Below are 24,152 nucleotides of genomic sequence, written 5' to 3' on the forward strand. Positions count from 1 at the left end.
GGTGGCTGGCTACTCGACCGTTACAGTGATGTTCTCCCGATGCGCGCGGATGACGTCCCAGCTAAAGTGCTCGACCAGCTGCTCGGCGGTACGCGGCGTGGTGTCCGGCGCGATGCCTGTTTGCCCGGCGAGCCATCCCAACAGTGCCTCGGGTGTGCCAAAGCGGGTGCGGAGCTCGCCCAGGTCCAGATCGCGATCGCGCTTGGAAAGGCGGCGGCCGTCCGGTGACATGAGCAGCGGAATGTGCGCGTAGTGCGGCGTGGGCAGTCCCAGCAGATGTTGCAGATAGATCTGGCGCGGCGTGGAACCAAGCAGGTCGCATCCGCGTACGATCTCGGTGACGCCCATGGCAGCGTCGTCGACCACCACGGCCAGCTGATAGGCAAACACGCCGTCGCTGCGGCGCACCAAAAAGTCACCGCACTCGGTGGCGAGTGCTTCGCATTGGGCTCCGTACGTGCGGTCCACGAATTCGATCACGTCGCTGGCGAGGTCGTCGACGGTGGGCACGCGCAGGCGCGTGGCCGGAGCACGCAGGGCACTGCGGCGGGTGATTTCATCAGCAGAAAGACCTCTGCAGGCGCCGCGGTAGATGGGCGTGCCGTCGCTGGCGTGCGGCGCGCTCGCGGCGTGGAGTTCGGCACGCGTGCAAAAACAGGGATAGGTGAGGCCGGCGTCTTGCAGCTGGCGCAGGGCGTCCTCGTACAGATCCAGGCGATCGTGCTGGTAGTAGGGGCCTTCGTCCCACTCGAGCCCCAGCCAGGTCAGATCGTCAATCAGTTGAGCGGCAAGTTCCGGGCGCTTGCAGCGATCGTCCAGGTCCTCGATACGCAACACGATGCTGCCGCCCTGGCTGCGGGCCGAAAGCCATGCGCACAGGCAGCTGAACACGTTGCCCAAGTGCATGCGGCCCGAGGGCGACGGGGCAAAGCGGCCCACGACGGGGGTGGGCACTGCCGTTGCTGGTGCGTCCGCGGCGGGCGTTGCTATGTTGCGTGTTTTGATATCCATGCGGATGAGTATAGCGCGGGGCTTGGCAGGGAAGGCGTTGCCGCGCTCACAAGTTGGCGGCGGTGCGCATTGCGCACGGTGGGTTTGCGGCTCAAGGTCTCGATCGCTGCGTACCGACTTAGCCTCACAAACGACAGAAACCCCGGCAGCTCTTCGCAACTGCCGGGGTTTCCGCGGAAAAGGGGGACATGATCCTCGAGCGAACGGCAAAGGGGCAAACCGTTTTCGCTCAACTGCTTTATGCCCCTCGGCTGGCGGCTCAATCAGCGCGTGCCGCACCCACACAAAGCCGCTACACCTGTGACAGAGCTGTGAAGTGGTATCTATTGCTGGCGCAGGCCATGCCAAGGAGTGTCCCAGATTGCCGGCAGATAAGGAACGTCCCCAGGTGCCGGCCGCGGGCGTGACTTTCGTCCCGTTTGATACTCCGCTGGCCTAGATGTTCGTCATGTGCGCCCGTAAACGTGGGACAATGGCGTTGCTGGTATCACAGACAAAGGATGTGCCTATGAACGCCCCCGTTGCCAAAACCTGTCGGCAGCGCCGCCCGTTTGCGCGATTTGCTTCCGTCTGCGCACTCGTCGCGCTTGCATTGCTGCTACTGCCCGCCGCCGCACACGCCGACGGTTATTCCATGACCCAGACCTATATCAGTGCCACGGTTGAGGCCGATGGATCGCTGACCGTTGTCGAGGGACGCCAGTTTGATTTCGACGACGACATCAACGGCGTGTTTTGGGAGATCAATACGGGCTCCAACCAGCAGGGTGGCTCGGCGGCCGTCGACGTGCTGAGTGTCGAGGAAGAGGACACCGCGTTTAACAAAGTCGATAGCGCGAACAAGGGTGACTCTGGCGTCTATACGGTCGAGCAGACCGGTGACGGCGTAAAGATTAAGGTATTCAGTCCTCACGAGAGCGGCGACAGCGCGACCTATTACGTGAGCTATACCATGACCGGTGCGGTTATGAACTGGGCCGATACCGCCGAGCTTTACTGGAAATTCGTCGGCGACGGCTGGTCGGCGGACTCCGATGACGTCGAGATGGAAGTCTACTTTGCAAATGCCGCTGCCGGGACGGCTGCCGTCAAGGGCGATAACTTCCGCGCATGGGGCCACGGCCCGCTGACGGGCGACGTGTCGCTCGATGCGGACGAGCCCATGGTCACCTATACCATTCCCTGCGTGCATGAGGGCGAATTCGCCGAGGCGCGCATCGCCTTCCCCAGCGACTGGGTGCCGCAGCTTGCCGTCTCGGGCGAAAAGCGCATGTCGACGATCCTGAGCGAAGAGAAGGAATGGGCCGACGAGGCCAACGCTCGCCGTGAGCACGCGCGTGCGGTTGCCGGCGCGATTGCCGTGGTGTGTGTTGTCGTGGCGGTTGCCTATACCGGTGTGATCGTGATGCTTAAGCTGCGCAGGCCCAAGCCCAAGCCGCTCTTCCAGGACGAGTACTTCCGCGATGTGCCCTCGGCCGACCATCCCGCGGTGCTTGCAACTCTTATGAGCTGGAACGACGTGCCTGATCAGGCATATATCGCCACGCTTATGAAGCTCACCGACGACCGCGTGATCAAGCTGGAAGAAGCGACCGAGACCAAGAAGAAGGGTCTGCTCCGTCGCGAAAAAGAGGAGCAGACGTATCGCATCACAGTGACCGACGAGGCCTGGAAGGCTGCCAAGAAGGACGGCATCGATCGCGATGTGCTCAAGGTCTTCTTCGCCGGCGTTAAGCCCGATAAAGACGGCGTCCGTTCACGCACGTTTAGCGAGCTGGAGGAGTACGCTAGCGAGCGCACCACATCTGTTGGCGACAAGCTCGAGGACTATCAGAGCACGGTTAAGGGCAAGCTGGAGACGCGCGAGCTTATCGCATCGGATGGCACTATCGCGATGGTGGCCGGCCTGGTTCTCGGCATCATCATTGTCTTTGGCATTCTGGGCTCTCTGATCTATACCGACTTTGCGGACGCCAATGTCGGCGCCGCTATGATCTCGATCCCCGTCACGATCGTGGGCTTTGTCCTGAGCTGCACCTTCCGTCGCTACACGCCGGAGGGCGCCGAGGTGGCGGCTCGCTGCAAGGCGCTCAAGCATTGGCTCGAGGACTTTACGCGTCTGAAGGAGGCCGTTCCCAGCGACCTGATCTTGTGGAACAAGCTGCTGGTGATGGGCGTTGCCCTGGGCGTTTCGAAAGAAGTGCTGCGACAGCTGGCCGAAGCCGTGCCTGCGGACCTGCGCAACAGTGACGATTTCTACGACAACTACCCCTGCTACTGGTGGTATTACCATCACTACGGCAACGAGTCCCCGCTCGATTCGTTCAACGATGTGTACCACGAGACCATTCGCGAGCTGGCTTCGAGTTCCGATAGCTCGAGCGGCGGCAGCGGCGGTGGCTTCTCTGGCGGCGGTGGTGGCGGCGCCGGCGGAGGCGGCGGCGGAACGTTCTAGCGAGCGCTTGCTTTGGGGTGGATCTTTCTGGGCGGTTGCCAGGGAAGATTCATCCCATTTTTGTGCATCGAAACGGGTCAAACTTTCCGCTGCGGATCTTCGCGCAAGGGGCAGTGGACAAAAAATGCCAAATATGAGTACTGTTGCTGCGTTGGTCACATATGTTTGCACATAATAATGGGCTCCTAATGAGAGTGCTTCTCGTTAGGAGCCCATTTTATTGAACATTTGGGGAGCTACGTTAGCTCGTGCAGCTGGTCGTTATGCCTACAAGCATCAAAAATGCCCCAAGTTGCTGCTACTAAAAAGGTAACAGTACTCATATTTGATGTATTTTGACCACGGCTATCTACAAACCCCCTAGGCCACTCATTGGGGACAGACTTAAATGACCAGTCGTTGGGGATCAGTCATTGGGGACAGACTTAAATGACTAGGTGTGGCTGCTTGGGCTAGGCTGTTAGGTCGAGTTCGTAGAGAAAGCTTTCACGCGGCATGTCGTGACGGCGCTCTTCGCGGTTGGCGCGGTGCGTGGCCGTGCGCTTAAAGCCGTGCAACTCGTAGAACTTCCACGAGCAGTTGGAGTCGGTGTACAGGTGCGCCCTTGTCGCCCCGCGCGAGGACAGGTACGAGACCGCGGCATCGAGCAACACTGAGCCTACACCCAGGCCATGGACGTCGCGATCCACGGCAAGCAGCGTGACCTCGTTGTCGTGGGGCAACGGGCTGCTTTCGAGCAGGCGGTTGTTGGTTCGGATGGCTGCGCGCACAAACGAGAGATACTCGGCGCAGGCATCGGGCTCTAGCTCACGCATCTGCGATAGCAGCGCGCGTTCGGTATCCATCCAATGCTCGTTGATAGTGGCGCCGGAGCTCTGTCCCGCACGCGCGAGCGAAATGCCACGCGCCTGACCGTCGATTACGGCAACCTGTGAAAACGTCGACGACGAAAGGCAGTAGGCGAGGTCGCACGCGGCCTCAAGGCGGTTGTACTCATCGTTATCCGAATTGTTATGCCAAAGCTGCTGCAGAATCAGCGCGATGGCGTCGAAGTCTTCGGTATCAAACGGTCGGTAGAGAACCCGCGAGACCATGGTGCCTCTTTCTTTTGCGGATGCATATCGAGCACAGTTCTACCACGCCATTGGCATCAAATTATGGTGCCCCTGTGTTCCATGAACTCACCGTGCCCGGTGCTGTGCCCATCCCCTCCGCTCGCAAACTTTTTCTGCACATGCGCCCGTTGCGGGGTGCATCGATGCGCTCGATGCGCTACATTAAATCAGTATTTTCAATGCCGCTGCGCGAGCGCTGCAGATCGACGTATCACCGACTCACAGAGCACGGCGGCGTACCAGACAGGAGGACTGCATGGGATCTGATGTGAAGATCGCACGCGCGTTGATCTCGGTTACCGATAAGACGGGCGTCGTCGATTTCGCACGGACGCTGGTCGATGACTTTGGCGTCGAGATCATCTCTACGGGCGGCACGGCTCGTGCCATTGAGGACGCGGGCGTTCCCGTAACCCCCATCGAGGAGTTCACGGGCTATCCCGAGATGATGGACGGCCGCGTTAAGACCCTGCACCCCAAGGTTCATGGCGCGCTGCTGGCCCGCCGCGATTCCGAGCAGCACATGCAGGAGGCCGCTGAGCACGGCATTAAGCTGATCGACCTGGTCGTCGTCAACCTGTACGAGTTCGAGAAGACCGTCGCCAACCCCGAGGTCACCTTCGCGGACGCCATCGAGCACATCGACATCGGTGGCCCCTCCATGCTGCGTTCTGCCGCCAAGAACGCCACGAGCGTTACCGTCATTTCCGACCCGGCCGACTATGATGCCGTCCTAGCCGAGATGCACGAGACCGGTGGCTGCACCACGCTTTCCACCCGTCGTCGCCTGCAGGTGAAGGTCTACCAGACCACCGCCGCCTACGACACGGCTATCTCCCGTTGGCTTGCCGCCCAGGCAAGCGACGTGGCGGACACCTCTGCCAAGCTCGAGATCTCGCTGGAGAAGGTCGACGACCTGCGCTATGGCGAGAACCCGCAGCAGAAGGCCACGGTCTATCGCTTTGCCGAGGGTTGCGAGAACACCGCGAGCTCGCAGTTCCCGCTCGTGGGCTCCGAGCAGATCCAGGGCAAGCCGCTCAGCTACAACAACTATCTGGATGCCGATGCCGCTTGGAACCTGGTTCGCGAGTTCGACGAGCCGGCCTGCGTGATCCTCAAGCACCAGAACCCTTGCGGTTCTGCCGTTGCCGAGGACATCACGGCTGCCTACGACCGCGCCTTCGCCTGCGATCCCAAGAGCGCCTTTGGCGGCATCATCGCCTGCAACCGCGAGGTTCCCTATGAGCTGGTCGAGCACTTTGCCGATCAGAACAAGCAGTTCGTCGAGGTTATCATCGCCCCGAGCTACACTGCCGAGGCGCTCGAGCGCATGGCCAAGCGCCCCAACCTGCGCGTGCTGGCCACCGGCGGCGTGGACCACGGCGCCCAGGTGGAGCTGCGCTCCATCGACGGCGGCATGCTGGTGCAGGAAGTCGACCACGTGACCGAGGATCCCGCGACCTTTACGTTCCCCACCGACCGCAAGCCCACCGACGCCGAGATGGCCGAGCTCGAGTTTGCCTGGAAGGTCTGCAAGGGCGTTAAGTCCAACGCCATCCTGGTCTCCAAGGGCAAGGCCGGCATTGGCATGGGCCCGGGTCAGCCTAACCGCGTTGACTCCGCACTGCTTGCCTGCGAGCGTGCCGAGGACTTCTGCGAGCGCGAGGGCGTGGAGAAGGGCAGCTTTGCCTGTGCAAGCGACGCGTTCTTCCCGTTCCGCGACAACGTCGACGTGCTTGCTGCACACGGCGTGACCTGCATCATCCAGCCCGGCGGCTCCAAGCGCGACGACGAGAGCATCCAGGCCTGCAACGAGCACAATATCGCTATGGTGTTTACGGGCGCCCGCCACTTCCGCCACTAAGTTCCGCCTTGGGACAAAATAATCTCCGCAAAAGACGGCTGCTCCGTTTGGAGGGCCGTCTTTTTGGTATAAGAGGACGGAATGACTAACACGAAAGGTATGACCATGCCCCAGATTGATGATGCCGAGCTGTTTGGCAATGCCGAGGATCAGCGTGCGTACGAGGACTTTTGCGCCAATCAGGAGGCGGTCGAGAAGTTTACGCTCGACAAGCCCGCGCTTGTCTGCCGTTGGCGCATGTCCAACAAAAAGGTACCCATGCTCAACCGCCACATTCGCGCACTGTCCGAGCGTCTGGTGCAGGGCGAGCCACTTACCCATAACATGCTCAGCTGGGCCAAACAGCACGTTGAGTGGTCGCTAGCCGAGGGCGATTACACCGCGCACGATGGCGTGCTCATGCTGGTGATCGACGTTAACGGCAACGCCGCCATGACGGTGGGGGAGTACGAGCCGCTAACCGATACGTCGGCCAAGGCGCTACGTGCCCGCTCCGCCGAGGCCCGCTCCGAGGCCGACGAAACCGGCGTGGCGCCCGAGCTGCTCGCCGCCGTCGATAACGGCGAGCTTGCCTTTGTGGCGCCAGCGGACGAGTGCCTGTGCGGCACGGCGACACTCATCGAGCAGCTGGCCCAGACCAAGGGCATCCCGGTCACGCGCGTAGATATTCCTGCGCAGCTTAAGGGTGCGCTGTTCCTAGTGAGCGACGAGCACGGCGTGGTCCCCGCTGCCGAGACGGACGCCGCCGAGGCCGACGCCGCGACGGTCGCCTTCTTCGCCGAAGGCTACGAAAAGCTCCGCGCCCGCCGCTCCTAACCTCAAGGCGGGGTGGGTTTACTGAAGCGAGCGAGCACGTTCGATGGCGTAGGCGAGCGACAGCTGCTCCATCTCCGGGGCGCATTTGTAGCTCAGTCCGGTGAGGGCCGTCACCTTATCGAGGCGATATCGAATCGTGTTCGGGTGCTGGCCAGTTTGCTTGGCGGTTCGCTCGATACGTCGGTCGTTCTCGATGAATGCGGCGAGCGTGGATTCCAGCTCGCTGCCATGCTCACTGTCGTGCTCGCGTATCGGCGAGAGAATCGCCTCCGAGAACGATCGCATCTCCGGGGTTTCCGCAAAAGGCATCACGGTTCTCAGGATGCCGAGCTGCGTATAGCGGACGGGACCCTCGGCTCGTTGACAAGATAGGCGCTGTGCGTAAATTGCCTGCGAGATCGCCTGCGCCACCGCCTTGTCTCCAAACAGAATATCGCTGATGCCGAGTCCTTCCGCTCCTCCATCGATACCGCTAGCCTCGATGAGCTCCGTGAGCGCCTGCACGATTCGCTCCACATCGAGCGCTTGCTCCGAGTCGCTTGTCGCCACGAATAATAAACCTCCGTCATAGGGCTCCAGCATGTTGTGGCATCCGGCGAGGGTCGATTTTGCACAGAGACGTTCGATTTGCAAAAACGTACGCGGGTCGAGGGGCTCTGCAAACGATGCGAACAGGGCGACCGCTTCGTCCAGAAATGACGGGTTGAGCCCTCGGATGCGTCGGCAGATGGACTCGGGCGATACGTCTGTCCTCAGGGCATCGATCTCGCGCTGCGCGAAGTCGATGGACGCGAGCTGCTCGATATGCCGTTTGATCTCATAGATGACGCTGTCAAAGAACAGTGAGTCGTCGGTCGTGAGAAAGACCGGGTAGTGCCGCGCGTTGGCGTAGCGGATGGCTTGGTCGGGAATCGGGATGTGCAGGACGTTTTTGATGATAAGACCGCTCGTCCCCTTGGCGACGAGGTATTTCACGGCTTCAGTGATGAGGTACGGGTCGTCCTGTGCATAGAGGAAGGTGCTGAGGACGATCTCGTCTGAGCTGAAGTTGACGCGCTGGTACTTGCTCTTGAGGCCGGGCATGAGTTCATAATCGAGGATCCCGACGCCAGAGACGGCACGCGAGACGCCGTCGCTGCCGGCGATCAGACGGACCGACCCCTCATATTCCCGTGAGAAGTCCGAGATGGTGTATAGCATCAACATCACCTTGTAAATCACTACAATAAGTATAGGTATAAATAGGATAATCGCACATCCGTATGCCTTTCATGCGAGAAATAGTTCAAATACCTGCTGATAGATGGAAAAATCAGATCGAAAATCGTTGTAGATTCCAACAAGAAATGATCCTTGGCGGCATCATTGCTAAACCGTACAGTGAAGCAACGTAAAGCTTTCGCTGAAAGGAGCGATGATGGGGCAGATGGTGGTGCTTTCGGCCGAGGAAGTTTCCAAGGTGCTGACGATTGAGGATGCAATCGCTGCCGTGGAGGAGGCATATCGCCAGAAGGCGACGGGCAAGGGTGTTGCGTGGCCGATGGTATATGAACAGTTCGAACCCGGCGTGGCCGATATGGATATCCGCTCGGGCGAGTTGGCGGGAAGCGGCCTCTTCGGCCTCAAGCTCACGGCTTGGTTCTCTCAGAATCCCAAAAAGGGGTTGCCCGAGATCTTTGGCACCACGCTGCTGTGCGACAACGCGACGGGCGAGCCGCTGGCGCTGCTCAATGCCTCCGCCGTCACTGGGCTCCGCACCGGTGCCGCCGCTGCGCTCGGCGCCAAGTGGCTGGCTCGGGCGGATGCGTCCAAACTGCTTGTTGCGGGTGCCGGCCATATGAGCACCTATATGGTGGCGGGCGTGCTCGCCGCCTGTCCCAAGGTGGGCGAGGTCAAGGTGTGGGAGCCGGTTTCCGATGCCGCGCCCGAGGCCCGCGTCGAGCGCATGCGAGACGAGGTCGCCCATATCTTGGGCGCCTGCGAACATGCTCGCGAGGCATCCACCTATTCCATCGAGGCAACGGCCGACGGCCAAGGTGCCGCGGCAGAGGCCGACATCATCGTGACGATCACGCCGGCGACCAAGCCCATCATCCCCGATGCATGGGTGCGCCCCGGTACGCATATCTCCTGCGTCGGTGCCGACATGCCCGGCAAGCAGGAGCTCGCCTCGGCGCTTGTCGCCCGTGCCGCTGTTTACGTCGACGACCGCGAGCAATCGGTCGCGTCCGGTGAGCTGGAGATTCCGGTTGCCGAGGGTGCCATTACGCCCGAGGACATCAAAGCGGAGCTCGGCGAAGTCATCGCCGGCACGGCTACGGGGCGTTCGGATGACGAACAGGTGACGGTGTTCGATACGTCGGGCATCGCCGTTCAGGACCTTTCGGCATCGAAAATCGCCTACGACCGCGCCGTCGAGGCGGGGCTGGGCACCGCGGTGGAACTGTAAGAAAGTCAAGGAAAGGAAAAGACAATGCAGATCAAGGATTTCGCCGTCGAGCAGTGGATGAACGAGTGGGAGACCAAGTGCACCCACAACGTTGCGGAGACATGCGTCTACTCCCTTACGCTCGACCAGCTGTTCGAGCTTACAAACACCGACAAGAAGGCGTGGCTCGATAGCCTGTGCTCGCGCCGATTCACCTACGGAGACATCGAGGGGCAGCCCGGCTTCCTCGAAGGGGTCGCGCGTCTCTATAAGACGGTTGAGCCCGGGCATATCGTGCCCACGCACGGCGCGACCGGTGCCAACTCCCTGGTAATTTCCACGCTCGTCGAACCGGGCGATCACGTGGTCTCCGTCAAGCCCACCTACCAGCAGCTTTACTCGATTCCCGAGATGTGTGGTGCGAAGGTCGATATCCTTCAGCTCGATCGCAAGAACGGCTACCACGTCGACGTCGACGCGCTCGATGCCCTGGTGACCGACGATACCAAGCTCATCTGCATCAATAACCCGGACAACCCCACGGGCGCCCTGCTCGACACCGATACGCTCAAGGCGATTGTCGAGGTCGCGCGCAAACACGACGCGTGGCTGCTCTGCGACGAGGTCTACCGTCTGCTTACTCAGACGGATGAGTACTGCGAGTCCGTGATCGACCTGTACGACAAGGCCGTTGTCACCGCATCCATGTCCAAGGTCTGGTCGTTCGCCGGCCTGCGTCTGGGCTGGGCGGTCACCAAGAGCCCGGAACTTCGTCGCGCGCTGCTCTCGCATCGCGACTACAACCTGATTTCCGCCGGCATATTCAGCGAGACGGTGGCGGAGCTGATTCTGGGCAACGCTTCCGTGATCCTTGAGCGCAGCCGTCGCATCGTCCGTCAGAACCTTGCCGTTCTGGAGAAGTGGGTCGAGAGCGAGCCGCACCTGTCGTTTGTCAAGCCCGAGGCGGGTACCACCGCGCTCGTGTATTACGACTACGACATCGACTCCAGGACGTTCTGCATCGACATGATTAAGAAGTCCGGCGCGCTCGTCACCCCGGGCGATTGCTTCGAGGAGCCCAAGAGCATGCGCATCGGCTATGCATACTCCGATAACACCGACGACTTGCAGAAGGGCCTGGATGCTATCTCTGCGTACATGCGTACGCTCGAGTAGAGGCTCGAGGTCGAAGTGATGGGGCCGATCGGCTCAGGCCCGAGGGCCCCTATTTTCTCTCAAGGCTACCGAACACTTTTGTCATATTAGGTGCCCACGGGGTCGTATCGCTGCGACGCCGTGGGCATAATGGTGTGGAAGGTGCAAGTTACGCGAAATGGGAGGACACATGGCGCTGATCTATATCGTTGAGGACGACGAACCCATTCGTCGCGAGCTTGCCGACATCCTTGCCCGTGCCGGTTTTGAGGTCGAGGCCTGCGAATCGTTCGAGCATGTCTCGCGCGATATTCTCGCCGCCGCGCCCGACCTGGTGCTGCTCGACCTCACGCTCCCTGTCAAAGACGGCCAGCATATCTGCCATGAGGTCCGTCACGAATCCGAGGTTCCCATCATCGTCCTCACTTCGCGCGCGACCGAGATTGACGAGGTCATGGCCATGACGCTCGGTGCGGATGACTTTGTTCCCAAGCCCTACAGCGCGCGCGTGCTCGTGGCGCGCATCAACGCACTGCTGCGTCGCACCACGGCGGCGGGCGAGCGCAGCACACTTGTCCACAAGGGCCTGGAGCTCGATCTCGCTCGCTCCATAGTCACCAATACGGCATCCGGCGCCAGTACCGAGCTCACCAAAAACGAGCTGCGTATCCTCTCGCTGCTTCTGAGCCGTGCGGGCAAGATCGTCTCGCGCTCGGCCATTATGCAGGACCTGTGGGACTCCGACGCCTTCGTGGACGACAATACGCTCACCGTCAACATCAACCGCCTGCGCACCACGCTCGAAAAAATCGGCATCAAGGGGTATTTGACAACGCACCGCGGCCAGGGCTATTCGGTCTAGGGGCCGGCTATGTCGTTTGGCAAGTTCTTTAAAGATGCGCTGCTTCCCGTCGCCGTGTGGACGTGCGGCGTGCTGCTGAGCTGCTTTGTGCTGACGGTCGCCGGCGCACCCGTTTCCATCGTGGTCGTGGCGGTTGGCGTGTCCTTCATCTTTGGCATGCTCGGCATCGTGATCGAGTACGCGCGCCGTCGTCGATTTTTGCACCAGCTGGAGCGCGCGGCCGAGGAGCTGGAAAGCCCCGCATGGGTGCAGGAGATGGTGCAGTGCCCGACTTATGCCGAGGGCGAGCTCGAGTACGAGGTCTTGCGCCGGGTGGGCAAAGCCGCTTGTGACGAGGTTGCCGAAGGCAGGCGCCAGACCGATGACTATCGCGACTATATCGAGAGCTGGGTCCACGAGGCCAAGCTGCCTCTGGCGGCAGCCCATCTGATTTTGGAAAACCTGGACGGCAGCGAAGATGATCTGTCGCGCGTAGATGACCTCGGTCGCGAGCTTGCCCGCGTGGAGCGCTATATCGATCAAGCGCTGTACTACGCGCGCTCGGAAGTCGTGGAACGCGACTACCTGATTCGCCGCTGGGACCTTAAGACCTTGGTGACGGGCGCGATTAAAGCCAACGCGCGCGAGCTCATTGCGGCGCATGTGGCCCCGGTGTGCGAGAACCTCGACTTCGAGGTCTTTACCGACGAGAAGTGGCTCGAGTTTATTCTGGGCCAGCTCATTCAGAACAGCATTAAATATGCGTGCGAGGACGGCGCGAAGATCGTGTTTTCGGGCGCGTTGCTGGACGAGGGCCTGGCAAGCGAGCGCATCGAGCTTACCGTTGCGGACAACGGCTGCGGCGTGAGCGCGGCCGACCTGCCGCGTGTGTTCGAGAAGGGTTTTACCGGCGACAACGGCCGCACCACCAAGCGTGCAACGGGCATCGGCCTCTACCTGGTGGCGCGCCTGTGCTCCAAGATGGGCATCGACGTCACCGCGGCATCGGAGCCGGGCGAAGGCTTCGTCGTAACATTCGCCTTCTCAACCAACAAGTTCCAATATTTCGAGTAGTCGGGCCGTCTTGCGGTGCGGACGGCAATGTTCCCGAACGTGAACATAGCTAAGGCAATTGGCGCTATGTTCCCGAACGTGAACACAACTATGGGGGCTCAAATGAATCCCCCATAACAAAAACGTGTCGCCCCAAACAAAACGTGCCGCCCCAAACGGGGCGGCACGCCATTTTTCCATCAGACAACTCGTTGAAGCAAGGCTGCGAAGGCCGCGGGGCCGGGAGGGGTTTCCTAAGGGCACATCCCGCAGCCGCAACGCGGCGAGGACGTGCCCGTGGAAACCCCGCAGGCCCCGCGGCCGGTGGGAGCAACGCTACTTCACGACTAAGATGTCGCAGTCCGTATTGCGCAGCAGGAACGTCGAAATCGAACCCAGCAGCGCATACTTGATCGAGGACAGGCCGCGGGCGCCGCAGAGCACCAGGTCGGGCTTAACCACGTCGAGCATCTCGTCCTTAAGCGTCTCGCGAATGCGGCCGGCGCGAATCATGACCTCGACCTCGGGGATGTCGGGATTGGCCTTAGCCTCTTCGAGCTGCTTGGCGATGGAGTTCTTAAACGCCTCCTCTAGGCCGTTGACCAGATCGACCGGATAGGAACCGGCGCTCTCGAGTGCCGTGGAATCGATAACGTGGCCGATGATTAGCTTGGCGCCGTTGTTCGCGGCGACCTTGATGGCGCGTGCGAGCACAAAATCCTGCTGCTCAGTACCGTCGAGTGAAACAAATACCTTGGTGTAGCCCTCGTTCATGGTTTCCTCCTTGGTCTATCGCACGGGCGCGGGGCTCGTGCGTCGGGCGGGCGCGGGCGCGTTGGCCGCCGGACACTTTATCTTGTTGCAGTTATACCCAAGGATTTCGGTTTGACCGCTCGCAATTCTGTGAACGGACGAGTTTTTTGGTAAGGGTAGGCGCAGGCGCGCCCGAACGGTTGATAATGGGACATCGCCCGCACCGTCCGCAGAACAATATCGGCGGGTGTCTAACGAGGGGGTCCCTTTGGATATCATCGAGCTTCTAAAATCTGCCTTCATGGGCCTGGTCGAGGGCATCACCGAATGGCTGCCTGTTTCGTCGACCGGTCACATGATCTTGGTGGACGAGTTCGTCAAGATGAACGTGAGCGAGACGTTCTGGAATATGTTCCTGGTTGTGATTCAGCTCGGCGCCATTCTGGCCGTCTGTGTGCTGTTCTTCCATGAGCTCAACCCGTTCTCGCCCAGCAAGGGTAAGGAGGGCCGTCGCGACACCTGGGTGCTGTGGGGCAAGATTGTGCTCGGCTGCATTCCCGCCGCGGCGATCGGCCTGCCGCTCAACGACTGGATGGAGGAGCATTTCTACAATGCTCCCGTCGTGGCGCTGGCGCTCATTGTGTACGGCGTGCTGTTTATCGTGATCGAGAACTGGCGCGCGAACAAGCGCGAGGAAATGGCCGTTGCCGGTTCGTTTGGTTCGCGTGCTGTGGTGTCGGGTGGACGTCCCGCCGGTGCGCACTTTGCGGCGCCCGCCGCGGCTACCGCTGAGGATGAGGGCGATGACGAGGATCTGGACTTTGGTTCCATCACCACGCTCGAGGACCTGAGTTGGAAGACCGCACTGGGCATCGGATGCTTCCAGGTGCTCTCGCTGATTCCGGGCACGTCGCGCTCCGGTTCCACCATCATCGGCGGCCTGCTTTTGGGCTGCACGCGTTCGGTGGCGTCCAAGTTTACGTTCTTCCTGGCCATCCCTGTCATGTTTGGCGCGAGTGCGCTCAAGCTGGTCAAGTATTTCATCAAGGGCGGTACGTTCGGTGCCAACGAGGTCGCCATCCTGGGCGTGGGCTGCGTTGTGGCCTTTGTGGTTTCGCTCATCGCCATCAAGTGGCTTATGGGCTTCGTCCGCCGTCACGACTTCAAGTGCTTCGGCGTCTACCGCATCATTCTGGGCATCGTGGTGCTTGCGTACTTCTTCGTCTTGGAGCCTATGCTCGGCCTGTAACTTGGTTGACGCTGCGCGGCGGCCAGAACGACAACTTGTCATTCAAAGAGGGTGGCATGACCAAAAGGTCTATGCCGCCCCCTTTTCATGCCAATTTGTTCGCCCTGGCCGCCGCTCGCTACCGTTGCCATGACATCGGTGGCTCCGTGATTGGTGCAATGGGGCCAGGTTTCTTTGCACCAATGTGGTGCAGACTAACCTGACCCCATTGCGCCAAATCCGCTGGGCGGGCCTGACGGTGGCGCACGGAGTCGTGGTGTGATTTGCGCCGGTGTCCGCGCGGCTCGGTATACTGGTACGGCTCAAACTATGGCGCCGCCCGCAGGCGCGCCGTCCGTCAGATGAGGAGTCGCCCATGACCCAGCCCTTGCCCTGGGAAAAGAACGCCGCGGTACCCGTGCCGCCCACGCCGGAACCCGTGCCGCTCGATGCATACACCGCCCCCGCTGCGCCGGAGCCCGAGCTCGTCCCGCTCGACATCTACGACGCTCCCGCGCCGGCACCCAAACCCGCCAAGCCGCTCGTCGACCTCGACAGCCTTAATCCCGCCCAGCGCGAGGCGGTCCTGACCACCGAGGGTCCGTTGCTGGTCCTTGCCGGCGCCGGCTCGGGCAAGACCCGCGTCTTGACCTTCCGCATCGCACATATGCTCGGCGACCTGGGTGTTAAGCCCTGGCAGATCCTTGCCATCACGTTTACCAACAAGGCCGCGGCCGAGATGCGTGAGCGTCTGGCGGCGCTCATTCCCAGCGGCACCCGTGGCATGTGGGTGTGCACCTTCCATGCCATGTGCGTGCGTATGCTGCGCGAGGACGCTGATCTGCTGGGCTACACCGGTCAGTTCACCATCTACGATGACGACGATTCCAAGCGCATGGTGCGCGATATTATGCAGGCGCTCGGTATCGAGCAAAAGCAATTCCCCATCAATATGATCCGCAGCAAGATCAGTTCGGCCAAAAACGCCATGATCGGCCCCGAGGACATGCTCAAATCCGCCGACAGCCCCAACGACAAAAAGGCCGCGCAGGTCTACCTGGAGCTGGAACGCCGCCTGCGCGCCGCCAACGCTATGGACTTCGACGACCTGCTCGTGCGCACGCTTGAGCTGCTGCGCACCCGCCCCGAGGTGCTCGATAAGTACCAAGAGCGTTTCCGCTACATTAGCGTCGACGAGTATCAGGACACCAACCACGTCCAGTACGAGATCGCCAACCTGCTGGCCGCCAAGTACCAAAACCTCATGGTCGTAGGCGACGATGACCAGTCCATTTATAGCTGGCGCGGCGCCGACATCACCAACATCCTGGACTTTGAGAAGGACTTTAAAAACTGCAAGACCGTTAAGCTGGAGCAGAACTACCGCTCTACGGGTCATATCCTGAGCGCCGCCAACGCCGTGGTGCGCCACAACTCGCAACGCAAGGACAAGCGTCTGTTTACGGCCGAGGGCGACGGCGAGAAGATCCAGGCCTTCCAGGCAAGCGATGAGCGCGACGAGGGCCGCTGGATTGCCGGCGAGATCGAAAAGCTGCACTCCAAGGGCACGAGTTACGACGATATCGCTGTGTTCTACCGCACCAACGCCCAGTCGCGTATCCTCGAAGATATGTTCCTGCGCGCAGGCGTGCCCTACAAGATCGTGGGCGGCACGCGATTCTTCGACCGTGCCGAGATCCGCGACGTCATGGCCTACCTCAAGATGATCGTGAACCCGGCAGACGATATGAGCGTCAAGCGCGTTATCAACACGCCGCGCCGCGGCATCGGCTCCACCTCGATCCAAAAGATTGAGCAGCTGGCGCGCGACAACCGTTGCTCGTTCTTCCAAGCCTGCGAGATCGCAACAGCCGAGACGGGCATGTTTAGCGCCAAGGTGCGCAACGGCCTGTCGAGCTTTGTGGCGCTGGTGCGCGAGGGTCGCCGCATGGACGGCGAGCTCAGGGACGTCGTCGAGATGATCGTCGATAAGACGGGCCTGCTGCAGGCTTTCCGCGCCGAGGGCACCATGGAGTCCGAGAGCCGCGCCGAGAACATCCAGGAATTCCTGGGCGTCGCCGCCGAATTTGAGGAGACGCACGAGGATATCGAAGGTACGCTCGAGAGCTTGGAAGAGCTGCGCGCTGCCGGTGTTGCCGATGTGCCTGCTAGCGCCGAGCCCGAGCCTGTCGTGGTGAGCGCGCCTGCGCCCGAACCGGGGCCATCTGCCCCGGTATCCTCGTTTGAGGCGCTCGTTGGCGCGCGTGACGCCGCGGGCTCCAATCCGCTCGATAGCTTGGCCGCTCCGGCGCTGTCTCCGCAGGATGCCCTGGCCGCCGCCATCGCGGGCAACGCGTATGCCGCGCCGACGGAGATGCCGGCGGGTGCCGTGCATGCCGACGAGATCGAGCGCACCTACGGTCCGCTCACCTGTAAGGCGCTGCCGGCGCTCATGGAGTGGCTGGCCCTGCGCTCCGACTTGGATTCCCTGGCCGGCGAGACGCATGCCATTACCATGATGACCATCCACTCCGCCAAGGGCCTGGAGTTCCCGGCGGTGTTCGTGGCCGGCATGGAGGAGGGTATCTTCCCGCACGTGCACGACTTTGGCGGTAGTGACGATCCGGGCAAGCTCGAGGAGGAGCGTCGCTTGGCCTACGTCGCCATCACGCGTGCTCGCAAGCGCCTGTTCCTGACCTATGCGGCCACGCGTCGCACCTACGGCTCGACCTCTGCCAACCCGCGCTCGCGCTTCCTCAACGAGATTCCGTTTGAGGATATCGAGTTTAGCGGCATCGGTTCTGCCGGTTTTGAGGGCACGGGCTGGGAGAAGCGCGGCGACCGTCACGGCACCTTTGGCTCGGGCATGGGCTCGGATATGTACGGCGGCAAGGTGTTTGGCTCGCATACGCGCTCGACCGGCGGTTCCGGTTCGCGCGGCGGATCGAGCTTTGACGATTTCTTTGGCGGCAGCAGTTACGGGACCGAGCGCCATCGTGGGGTTTCGCCTGACGCCGGCCGTGTTGCCTCGACTTTTGGTTCGGGCGCGTCGCGAGCCAAAAAGCCGTCTTCCAAGGTGTCCCCGACGGTGGAGCGCAAGGTCGATCGTGCCAGCGCATCGCAGGACTTTGCCGCGGGCGATACCGTGAGCCACAAGACCTTTGGCACGGGCACCGTGATCTCGGTCGCCGGAGACATGATCGAGGTCCAATTCGAAAAGACCGGCCAGACCAAAAAGCTAATGAAAGGTTTTGCACCGATCGTCAAGCTGTCGTGATCCCGGCGGACCTGGGCGGGCGTATGGGGCAACATCGCCTGCTCGGGCAGTCCTGCGCAAGACGGAGAGCACATTAAGTGCTCTCCTTTGCGTGCGGAACTCGCGATCGATGTTGCCCCATACGCCCGCCCAGGTCCTTGGGTAACGTTGCTGGACGAACGTCGCTTTGCTCGTTCGCTTTTTGGTCTGGAGAGCAGGGTGGGCTGATAAATAGATACGAGTAGGGGCTCCTCCGTTGATGAACGGGGGAGCCCCTTGTTGCTTTTTGATTGTCGTTACTAGCCAGAGACTCGCAGGGATGGGGCGCGGGGTTTGGTCGATCGTGAGTTCCGCACGAGCCGGAGAGCACTTAATGTGCTCTCCGTGCGAGCAGGACTGTCCGAACAGGCGATCAAACCCCGCGCCCCATCCCGGCGAGCGCTCGGGGATCGATAGCTTACAGATGCGAGACGATCAGTTCCATATTGCCCTCGAGCTCGATCTTGTCCACGGTGCTCGGGGCCAGCAGGTGGCTGCCCTTGTGGACGGGGTCGCCGCAGACGGTGCCTTCGCCGTCGATGACCGACAGACACATGAAGGGCCAGCGCTGGTCGAGGGTCTTGCTGCCGTCGACGCGCACGCGGTCGACGGTGTAGCAGGGGTTGGACTCGAGCTCGGTCACGCCGTCGACCTCGGGCGCGGTCACCGTGCCGTCGGTCGGAGCCTGAACGTCAAAATCGATGCAATCAAGGCTCTGCTCAATGTGCAGCGGGCGCAGCTTGCCGTCGGTGCCGGGACGGTCGTAGTCGTACAGGCGATATGTCACGTCGCTCGACTGCTGCGTCTCCAGAATCAGCGTGCCGGTCTTGATGGCGTGAACGGTGCCGGAGTCGATCTGGAAAAAGTCTCCCTTGTGAATCGGCAGCACGTTGAGCATCTCGTCCCAACGGCCCCCCTCGATCATCTGCGCGGCCTCGGCGCGGTCGTGCGCGCGCTGGCCGACGATGATCGTGGCATCGGGCTCGCAGTCCAGTACATACCAGCACTCGGTTTTGCCCAGGCTGCCGTTCTCGTGCTTGGCGGCGTACTCGTCGTTGGGATGAATCTGGATCGAAAGGTCGTCCTTGGCGTCCAGAATCTTGATGAGCAGCGGGAACTCCTTGCCCTCGCAGTTGCCAAAGAGCTCGCGGTGCTCGGCCCACAGCCACGACAGCGTGTGGCCGGCGTACGGTCCCTCCGCAATCTGGCAGTCGCCGTTGGGATGGGCCGAGATGGCCCAGCACTCACCGATGGGACCCTCGGGAATGTCGTAGCCAAACACGGTCTCCAGCTGGCGGCCGCCCCAGATCTTCTCGTGGAAGATCGGCGTGAGTTTAATCAAATCGGACATGTGCATACTCCCATAAGGTTGTGCGGGTGCCGCGTAAGACGGCTCAAAACGAGCGCCCGCGTGACTACAAAAACCTATGCCAACGTTACGTTGTGCAACTCAAAGCGATCGCCAACGTTGCGCGAGATCGAATACTCAAAGGCGGCGCCGCTGTCCAAAAAGCCAATCTGGGTGAGCTCGAGCAGGGGAGAGCCAAGTTTGGTGTCCAGACGCTCGGCTTCTTCCTCGGTTGCTGCCACGGCGCGAATGGTACGGTGGAAGCTCGAAATCTTCAGCCCACATTGCTCGCGGATGAAGCGGTAGACCGATCCGTACAGGTCCTTCTTTTTAAGGCCTGGAATCAGCTCGAGGGGCATGTAGGTGTACTCGATAACGATGGGCTTCTCATCGGCCTGACGCACGCGCACGACGTGATAGGCAAAGTCATCCTCGGCAATTCCCAGCTGGGCTGCGATGTCCGCTGGTGGATTAACGATCGAGAAATCGTAGACCACCGAGGTCACCTTCTCCTCGCGATGCTCATACGAAAAACCCTGGGTACGGTCGTTTTTGCCCTGGAAAAACGCCTGGCCGGGAAGCCCCGCCGTGTCCTTAACGTAGGTACCCGATCCACGCCGGCTGGTAATAAGACCTTCTTCGGTGATTTGTTCAATAGCTCGTTTGACGGTGATTTTGGAAACGTTATAGAGCTTGCAGAACTCAACGACGGTAGGAAGCTTGTCGCCCGGTTTAAGAGCGCCATCCTCGATAGTGCGACGAATATCTGCAGCTATCGCTTCGTATTTGGGAATCATGGAACCTCCTTTCCAACTTGGTTGAGTATAAAAGAAAGTATAGTTAACACCTAAGCATCTCTATTATATATTTAAAAAGTTCGAGAAAGATATAATTAAAAGTCGCTTTGCATATAAATTAGAGCGCTCTAAATAGATAAACATCTGAGTAATGTCGTGTTAAGCGGCCATTCGCGTTTTCCCAGATAAAACCTGCCAAAACAAACCTGTCCCTTTTTGGTAGGTTTTTGCCTTGGGAGCGGTACCATACAGGCAATGTTTAAACGAGAAAGGCGGGCTCCCATGGAACCTAAGCAGTACTACATCGGCATCGACGTCGGCGGCACTTCGGTTAAGGAGGGCCTGTTCGACGAGGACGGCAACCTGCTTGCCAAGGCCAGCGTGCCCACGCCTCCTATCGTTGACGCTGCGGGCTTTGCCGCGGTGACCGAGGCTATCGACCAGGTGGTCGCCAAGGCACAGATTCCGCGTGCCTTTGTGGCGGGCATTGGCCTGGCCGTTCCGTGTCCCATCCCGGCGTCGGGCGATGCCAAGGTCAAGGCCAACATTGCCATTAACCTGCCCGAGCTGAGGGTCGCCATTCAGGAGCACTGCCCCGATGCGGTCGTTAAGTATGAGAACGATGCCAACGCCGCTGCCATGGGCGAGGCCTGGCTCGGTTCTGCCAAGGGCGTGCAGAACGTGGTGATGGTCACCATCGGTACCGGCGTGGGCGGCGGCGTTATCGTCAACGGCGACGTGGTGTCGGGCGTTGTGGGTGCCGGCGGCGAGATCGGCCACATGTGCCTGAATCCGGCTGAGGAGCGCACCTGCGGCTGCGGCGGCCATGGCCACCTGGAGCAGTATTCCAGCGCCACCGGTGTGGTGAGCAACTACCTTGCCGAGTGCAAGAAGGCTGGCGTCGAGCCCATCGAGCTCACCGGCCCCTCCGATTCCAAGGACGTGTTCCAGGCTTGTCGCGAGGGCGACAAGCTCGCGCTGGCCGCGGCCGATACCATGGCCGACTATCTCGGCCGCGCACTGGCGCTTATTGCCAACGTGGTTGATCCCGAGATGTTCCTCATCGGCGGCGGCGCCTCCGCCTCGGCCGATGTCTACCTCGACAAGGTTCGCGAGCACTTTAAGCAGTACGCGCTTTCCGCCTCGCGCGAGACGCCCATTAAGGTCGCTTCGCTCGGAAACGACGCCGGCATCATCGGTGCCGCCTACGTAGCCCTGCGCGCTGCCGGTAAATAGCTGGTGCAAGGGGGACAGGTTACATTGCACCAACATGGTGCAAAAGGGACAGCCTTGGCCCCCGTGCCTGCGCCCCAAAATATGCCGTGGCCCTTCCGTCTGCGAAGGCTCGGCATCGGCGTGCTACCATAGCTACGTCCAAGTACACATATCAAGTGGAGGATATCCATGGCAAACGTTCTTGTCTTTGGTCACCAGAACCCCGATAACGACGCCATCATGAGCGCCGTCGTCCTGTCTCAGCTGCTCAACCAGGTTGAGTATGCCGGCAACACCTACGAGGCCTGCGCCCTTGGTCAGCTTCCGGCCGAGTCCGCCAAGCTGCTCGCCGACGCCGGCATTGCCGAGCCCCGCGTGATCGAGTCCGTCGAGGCCGGTCAGCTCGTCGTCCTCACCGACCACAACGAGTCTGCCCAGTCCGTCGCCGGTCTTAAGGACGCCACGGTCTTTGGCGTCGTCGACCACCACCGCATCGGCGACTTCGAGACCGCCGGCCCGCTGCACTACATCTGCCTGCCCTGGGGCTCCAGCTGCACCATCGTCACCAAGCTCGCCGGCGTGCTCGGCGTTGAGCTTTCCGACGTTCAGGCCAAGCTGCTGCTCTCGGCCATGATGACCGACACGCTCATGCTCAAGAGCCCCACTACCACCGATGTCGACCGCGCCGTCGCCGCCAAGCTCGGCGAGCAGGTGGGCGTCGACCCGGTCAAGTTTGGCATGGAGGTCTTCCTCACCCGCCCGTCCGGCTCCTTCACCGCAGCCGAGATGGTCGGCAACGACATCAAGATGTTCGAGCCTGCCGGCAAGAAGCTGCTCATCGGCCAGTACGAGACTGTCGACAAGACTCGCGCACTCGGCATGATCGACGAGATTCGCGAGGCCATGCGCGCCTACGCCGCCGAGAAGGGTGCCGACGGCATCGTCCTGTGCATCACTGACATCATGGAGGAGGGCTCGCAGGTCCTGCTCGAGGGCGAGACCGAGGCTGCTCAGAAGGGCCTGGGCATTGCCGACGAGCACGACGGCGTCTGGATGCCGGGCGTCCTCTCCCGTAAGAAGCAGGTCGCTGCCCCCACCATGGCCGCCTGCTAGGTTTAGTTGACCAAACGCCACGACCGGATCGCGGAAGCCCCGCGCTCCGGTCGTTTTTTGTGCACGGCGCCGCGTCGTCTCTTGGATAGGCGCGCCCGTGCCGTTGAGCAAATAATGTTCAACCTGTGGTTCCGCTTTTCGGCCACGCCTGCGTGCCTGTCGTGCAGGGTAGGCTAGATGCAAGCGTAATACGTTAGAGCGCGGCACCGCCACTTGGGCGGGCCGTGCTTTTTTAAGACGGGAGCTTTCCCGTGAAAGGAGCCGCCCATGGCAGCACCCGAGCAGCTGTTTAACGTTCGTGAGCGCAAGCGTTTTGAGCGCCATGACATTTGGGAGCGCATCACCGAGAACGGCACGATTTCCGCCGCCGTCATGGTCTTCGCCGCCATCGCCGCCGTCATTTGCGCCAACACCGATGCCTACGAGGCCATCCATCACTTTTTGGAGACCCCGCTGTATGTGGGTCTGGGCAACCTTACGGCCGGTCTCACCGTTGAGCTTTTCGTCAACGACTTCCTCATGGCGATTTTCTTTTTGCTGGTGGGCATTGAGCTCAAATATGAAATGACGGTCGGCGAGCTCAAAAACCCGCGCCAGGCTATGCTTCCCATGCTGGCGGCCGTGGGCGGCGTCGTCGTTCCCGCCTGCATCTATCTGATCTTTAACCATGCCGGCGCGCACAACGGCTGGGCCATTCCCATGGCAACCGATATTGCCTTTGCGCTGGGCGTGCTGTCGCTTTTGGGCAATCGCGTGCCCAACGGCGTGCGTGTGTTCTTCTCGACGCTCGCCATCGCCGACGACCTCATCTCCATCGCCGCCATCGCCATCTTCTACGGTCAGAGCCCCAATCCGTTTTGGTTGGGCGCCGCCGCGCTTGTGACGTGCGCGCTCGTGTGGCTCAACAAGACGCAGCACTACCGCCTTGCCCCGTATTCGGTGCTGGGCCTGCTGCTGTGGTTCTGCATGTTCAAGAGCGGCGTGCACGCTACGCTTGCCGGCGTCATCCTGGCCTTCACCATCCCGGCCAAGTGCGGCGTCAAGCTCGATAGCCTCACCGATTGGTTGGGCGAGTGCCTGCCGCTGCTCGATGACCGCTACGACGACGAGGCGCACATCCTGGGCCAGCATGACTTTACCGTCTCGACCACCAAGGTCGAGCGCGTCATGCACCGCGTGACCCCGCCGCTCATCCGCATGGAGCGTCTGATCTCCACACCGGTCAACTTTGTGATCCTGCCGATCTTTGCGTTCGTCAACGCACAGGTTCGCCTAGTGGGCGTGGACATGAGCACGCTGCTCACCGACCCGGTGACGCTCGGCGTGTACTTTGGCATGCTGCTGGGTAAGCCGATCGGTATCTTTGGCATGACGTTCGCCTTGGTCAAGCTCAAGGCCTGCGAGCTGCCGCACAATGTCAACTGGCATATGATTGCCGGCGTGGGCATTCTGGGCGGTATCGGCTTTACCATGTCGATTCTCATCAGCGGCCTCGCCTTCCCGACGGCCCAGTTTGAGGTTCTGGCTGCCAAGGCCGCTATTCTCGCCGGCTCTGTCACCGCGGCCGTACTTGGCATGATCTACATGAGTGTGATCTGCAAGCACCCCGCGCCCAAAGACGAGTAAAAGCGCATACAAGTTTGAAAACGCCGCCCGTGAACACCA

18 protein-coding genes are annotated in these 24,152 nt (G+C 61.1%); 12 read left to right on the forward strand and 6 right to left on the reverse strand.

What is annotated here, in order from left to right:
* Window positions 1-9 precede the first annotated feature (9 nt).
* A complete protein-coding gene (gene gluQRS, locus AAAX32_RS00160) occupies window positions 10-906 on the reverse strand; it encodes a tRNA glutamyl-Q(34) synthetase GluQRS (protein WP_229025884.1) in 897 nt (298 codons plus the stop codon).
* A gap of 613 nt (window positions 907-1,519) precedes the next feature.
* Between gluQRS and AAAX32_RS00165 the strand changes: the two genes are divergently transcribed.
* Window positions 1,520-3,466, forward strand: a complete 1,947-nt coding sequence (locus AAAX32_RS00165; RefSeq protein ID WP_349099506.1) for a DUF2207 domain-containing protein — start codon at window positions 1,520-1,522, stop codon at window positions 3,464-3,466.
* 452 nt (window positions 3,467-3,918) lie between these two features.
* Here the strand turns inward: AAAX32_RS00165 and AAAX32_RS00170 are convergent, their stop codons facing one another.
* Window positions 3,919-4,560 (reverse strand): GNAT family N-acetyltransferase, encoded by a 642-nt coding sequence (locus AAAX32_RS00170; RefSeq protein WP_349099507.1) that lies wholly within the window; start codon window positions 4,558-4,560, stop codon window positions 3,919-3,921.
* A gap of 277 nt (window positions 4,561-4,837) precedes the next feature.
* On the opposite strand from AAAX32_RS00170, the gene purH reads away from it, so the two are divergent.
* Together purH and AAAX32_RS00180 are read left to right on the forward strand one after the other, a co-directional pair.
* The gene (gene purH / locus AAAX32_RS00175; protein ID WP_349099509.1) at window positions 4,838-6,445 is read left to right on the forward strand and encodes a bifunctional phosphoribosylaminoimidazolecarboxamide formyltransferase/IMP cyclohydrolase; all 1,608 of its coding nucleotides are present in this window, start codon (window positions 4,838-4,840) and stop codon (window positions 6,443-6,445) included.
* Between the two features lie 81 nt (window positions 6,446-6,526).
* Window positions 6,527-7,261 carry a hypothetical protein gene (locus AAAX32_RS00180; protein WP_349099511.1) on the forward strand — a complete coding sequence of 245 codons (735 nt, stop codon included), beginning with the start codon at window positions 6,527-6,529 and terminating at the stop codon, window positions 7,259-7,261.
* 18 nt (window positions 7,262-7,279) lie between these two features.
* Here AAAX32_RS00180 and AAAX32_RS00185 read toward each other — a convergent pair whose 3' ends face one another.
* Window positions 7,280-8,461 (reverse strand): PucR family transcriptional regulator, encoded by a 1,182-nt coding sequence (locus AAAX32_RS00185; RefSeq protein WP_349099513.1) that lies wholly within the window; start codon window positions 8,459-8,461, stop codon window positions 7,280-7,282.
* A gap of 217 nt (window positions 8,462-8,678) precedes the next feature.
* Here AAAX32_RS00185 and AAAX32_RS00190 point away from each other — a divergent pair, with 217 nt between their 5' ends.
* The 4 genes from AAAX32_RS00190 (at window position 8,679) to AAAX32_RS00205 (ending at window position 12,759) form a co-directional block, all read left to right on the forward strand.
* Window positions 8,679-9,710, forward strand: coding sequence for an ornithine cyclodeaminase family protein (locus tag AAAX32_RS00190; RefSeq protein WP_349099515.1), 1,032 nt, complete (start codon window positions 8,679-8,681; stop codon window positions 9,708-9,710).
* 24 nt (window positions 9,711-9,734) lie between these two features.
* On the forward strand, window positions 9,735-10,865 hold the full coding sequence (locus AAAX32_RS00195; protein ID WP_349099517.1) for an aminotransferase: 1,131 nt from the start codon (window positions 9,735-9,737) through the stop codon (window positions 10,863-10,865).
* Between the two features lie 169 nt (window positions 10,866-11,034).
* On the forward strand, window positions 11,035-11,706 hold the full coding sequence (locus AAAX32_RS00200) for a response regulator transcription factor (RefSeq protein WP_349099519.1): 672 nt from the start codon (window positions 11,035-11,037) through the stop codon (window positions 11,704-11,706).
* 9 nt (window positions 11,707-11,715) lie between these two features.
* Window positions 11,716-12,759 carry a sensor histidine kinase gene (locus AAAX32_RS00205; protein ID WP_117847885.1) on the forward strand — a complete coding sequence of 348 codons (1,044 nt, stop codon included), beginning with the start codon at window positions 11,716-11,718 and terminating at the stop codon, window positions 12,757-12,759.
* Between the two features lie 315 nt (window positions 12,760-13,074).
* Here the strand turns inward: AAAX32_RS00205 and AAAX32_RS00210 are convergent, their stop codons facing one another.
* The gene (locus AAAX32_RS00210) at window positions 13,075-13,512 is read right to left on the reverse strand and encodes a universal stress protein (protein ID WP_006235921.1); all 438 of its coding nucleotides are present in this window, start codon (window positions 13,510-13,512) and stop codon (window positions 13,075-13,077) included.
* Between the two features lie 247 nt (window positions 13,513-13,759).
* Between AAAX32_RS00210 and AAAX32_RS00215 the strand changes: the two genes are divergently transcribed.
* On the forward strand, window positions 13,760-14,740 hold the full coding sequence (locus tag AAAX32_RS00215; RefSeq protein WP_117847886.1) for an undecaprenyl-diphosphate phosphatase: 981 nt from the start codon (window positions 13,760-13,762) through the stop codon (window positions 14,738-14,740).
* Window positions 14,741-15,095: 355 nt separating this feature from the next.
* Window positions 15,096-17,996 (forward strand): UvrD-helicase domain-containing protein, encoded by a 2,901-nt coding sequence (locus tag AAAX32_RS00220; protein WP_349099520.1) that lies wholly within the window; start codon window positions 15,096-15,098, stop codon window positions 17,994-17,996.
* A 436-nt stretch (window positions 17,997-18,432) separates the two neighbouring features.
* Here the strand turns inward: AAAX32_RS00220 and manA are convergent, their stop codons facing one another.
* Window positions 18,433-19,371, reverse strand: a complete 939-nt coding sequence (manA, locus tag AAAX32_RS00225; protein WP_349099521.1) for a mannose-6-phosphate isomerase, class I — start codon at window positions 19,369-19,371, stop codon at window positions 18,433-18,435.
* 68 nt (window positions 19,372-19,439) lie between these two features.
* Window positions 19,440-20,159 (reverse strand): GntR family transcriptional regulator, encoded by a 720-nt coding sequence (locus tag AAAX32_RS00230; RefSeq protein ID WP_349099523.1) that lies wholly within the window; start codon window positions 20,157-20,159, stop codon window positions 19,440-19,442.
* A gap of 282 nt (window positions 20,160-20,441) precedes the next feature.
* On the opposite strand from AAAX32_RS00230, the gene AAAX32_RS00235 reads away from it, so the two are divergent.
* From AAAX32_RS00235 to nhaA, 3 genes are all read left to right on the forward strand, one after another.
* Entirely contained in the window at window positions 20,442-21,395 is a 954-nt protein-coding gene (locus AAAX32_RS00235) for an ROK family protein (protein ID WP_117820909.1), read from the forward strand.
* A 168-nt stretch (window positions 21,396-21,563) separates the two neighbouring features.
* The gene (locus tag AAAX32_RS00240; RefSeq protein ID WP_349099525.1) at window positions 21,564-22,487 is read left to right on the forward strand and encodes a manganese-dependent inorganic pyrophosphatase; all 924 of its coding nucleotides are present in this window, start codon (window positions 21,564-21,566) and stop codon (window positions 22,485-22,487) included.
* 267 nt (window positions 22,488-22,754) lie between these two features.
* Entirely contained in the window at window positions 22,755-24,113 is a 1,359-nt protein-coding gene (gene nhaA, locus AAAX32_RS00245; protein ID WP_349099527.1) for a Na+/H+ antiporter NhaA, read from the forward strand.
* Window positions 24,114-24,152 lie beyond the last annotated feature (39 nt).

It is taken from the genome of Collinsella sp. CLA-ER-H3 (genome assembly GCF_040092425.1).
Lineage (GTDB): Bacteria > Actinomycetota > Coriobacteriia > Coriobacteriales > Coriobacteriaceae > Collinsella.

Coding starts and splice junctions, on each gene's coding strand:
- gluQRS (WP_229025884.1), bottom strand. CDS start 906: ATGCACTTGGGCAACGTGTTCAGCTGCCTGTGCGCATGGCTTTCGGCC.
- AAAX32_RS00165 (WP_349099506.1), top strand. CDS start 1,520: ATGAACGCCCCCGTTGCCAAAACCTGTCGGCAGCGCCGCCCGTTTGCG.
- AAAX32_RS00170 (WP_349099507.1), bottom strand. CDS start 4,560: ATGGTCTCGCGGGTTCTCTACCGACCGTTTGATACCGAAGACTTCGAC.
- purH (WP_349099509.1), top strand. CDS start 4,838: ATGGGATCTGATGTGAAGATCGCACGCGCGTTGATCTCGGTTACCGAT.
- AAAX32_RS00180 (WP_349099511.1), top strand. CDS start 6,527: ATGACTAACACGAAAGGTATGACCATGCCCCAGATTGATGATGCCGAG.
- AAAX32_RS00185 (WP_349099513.1), bottom strand. CDS start 8,461: ATGCTATACACCATCTCGGACTTCTCACGGGAATATGAGGGGTCGGTC.
- AAAX32_RS00190 (WP_349099515.1), top strand. CDS start 8,679: ATGGGGCAGATGGTGGTGCTTTCGGCCGAGGAAGTTTCCAAGGTGCTG.
- AAAX32_RS00195 (WP_349099517.1), top strand. CDS start 9,735: ATGCAGATCAAGGATTTCGCCGTCGAGCAGTGGATGAACGAGTGGGAG.
- AAAX32_RS00200 (WP_349099519.1), top strand. CDS start 11,035: ATGGCGCTGATCTATATCGTTGAGGACGACGAACCCATTCGTCGCGAG.
- AAAX32_RS00205 (WP_117847885.1), top strand. CDS start 11,716: ATGTCGTTTGGCAAGTTCTTTAAAGATGCGCTGCTTCCCGTCGCCGTG.
- AAAX32_RS00210 (WP_006235921.1), bottom strand. CDS start 13,512: ATGAACGAGGGCTACACCAAGGTATTTGTTTCACTCGACGGTACTGAG.
- AAAX32_RS00220 (WP_349099520.1), top strand. CDS start 15,096: ATGACCCAGCCCTTGCCCTGGGAAAAGAACGCCGCGGTACCCGTGCCG.
- manA (WP_349099521.1), bottom strand. CDS start 19,371: ATGCACATGTCCGATTTGATTAAACTCACGCCGATCTTCCACGAGAAG.
- AAAX32_RS00230 (WP_349099523.1), bottom strand. CDS start 20,159: ATGATTCCCAAATACGAAGCGATAGCTGCAGATATTCGTCGCACTATC.
- AAAX32_RS00235 (WP_117820909.1), top strand. CDS start 20,442: ATGGAACCTAAGCAGTACTACATCGGCATCGACGTCGGCGGCACTTCG.
- AAAX32_RS00240 (WP_349099525.1), top strand. CDS start 21,564: ATGGCAAACGTTCTTGTCTTTGGTCACCAGAACCCCGATAACGACGCC.
- nhaA (WP_349099527.1), top strand. CDS start 22,755: ATGGCAGCACCCGAGCAGCTGTTTAACGTTCGTGAGCGCAAGCGTTTT.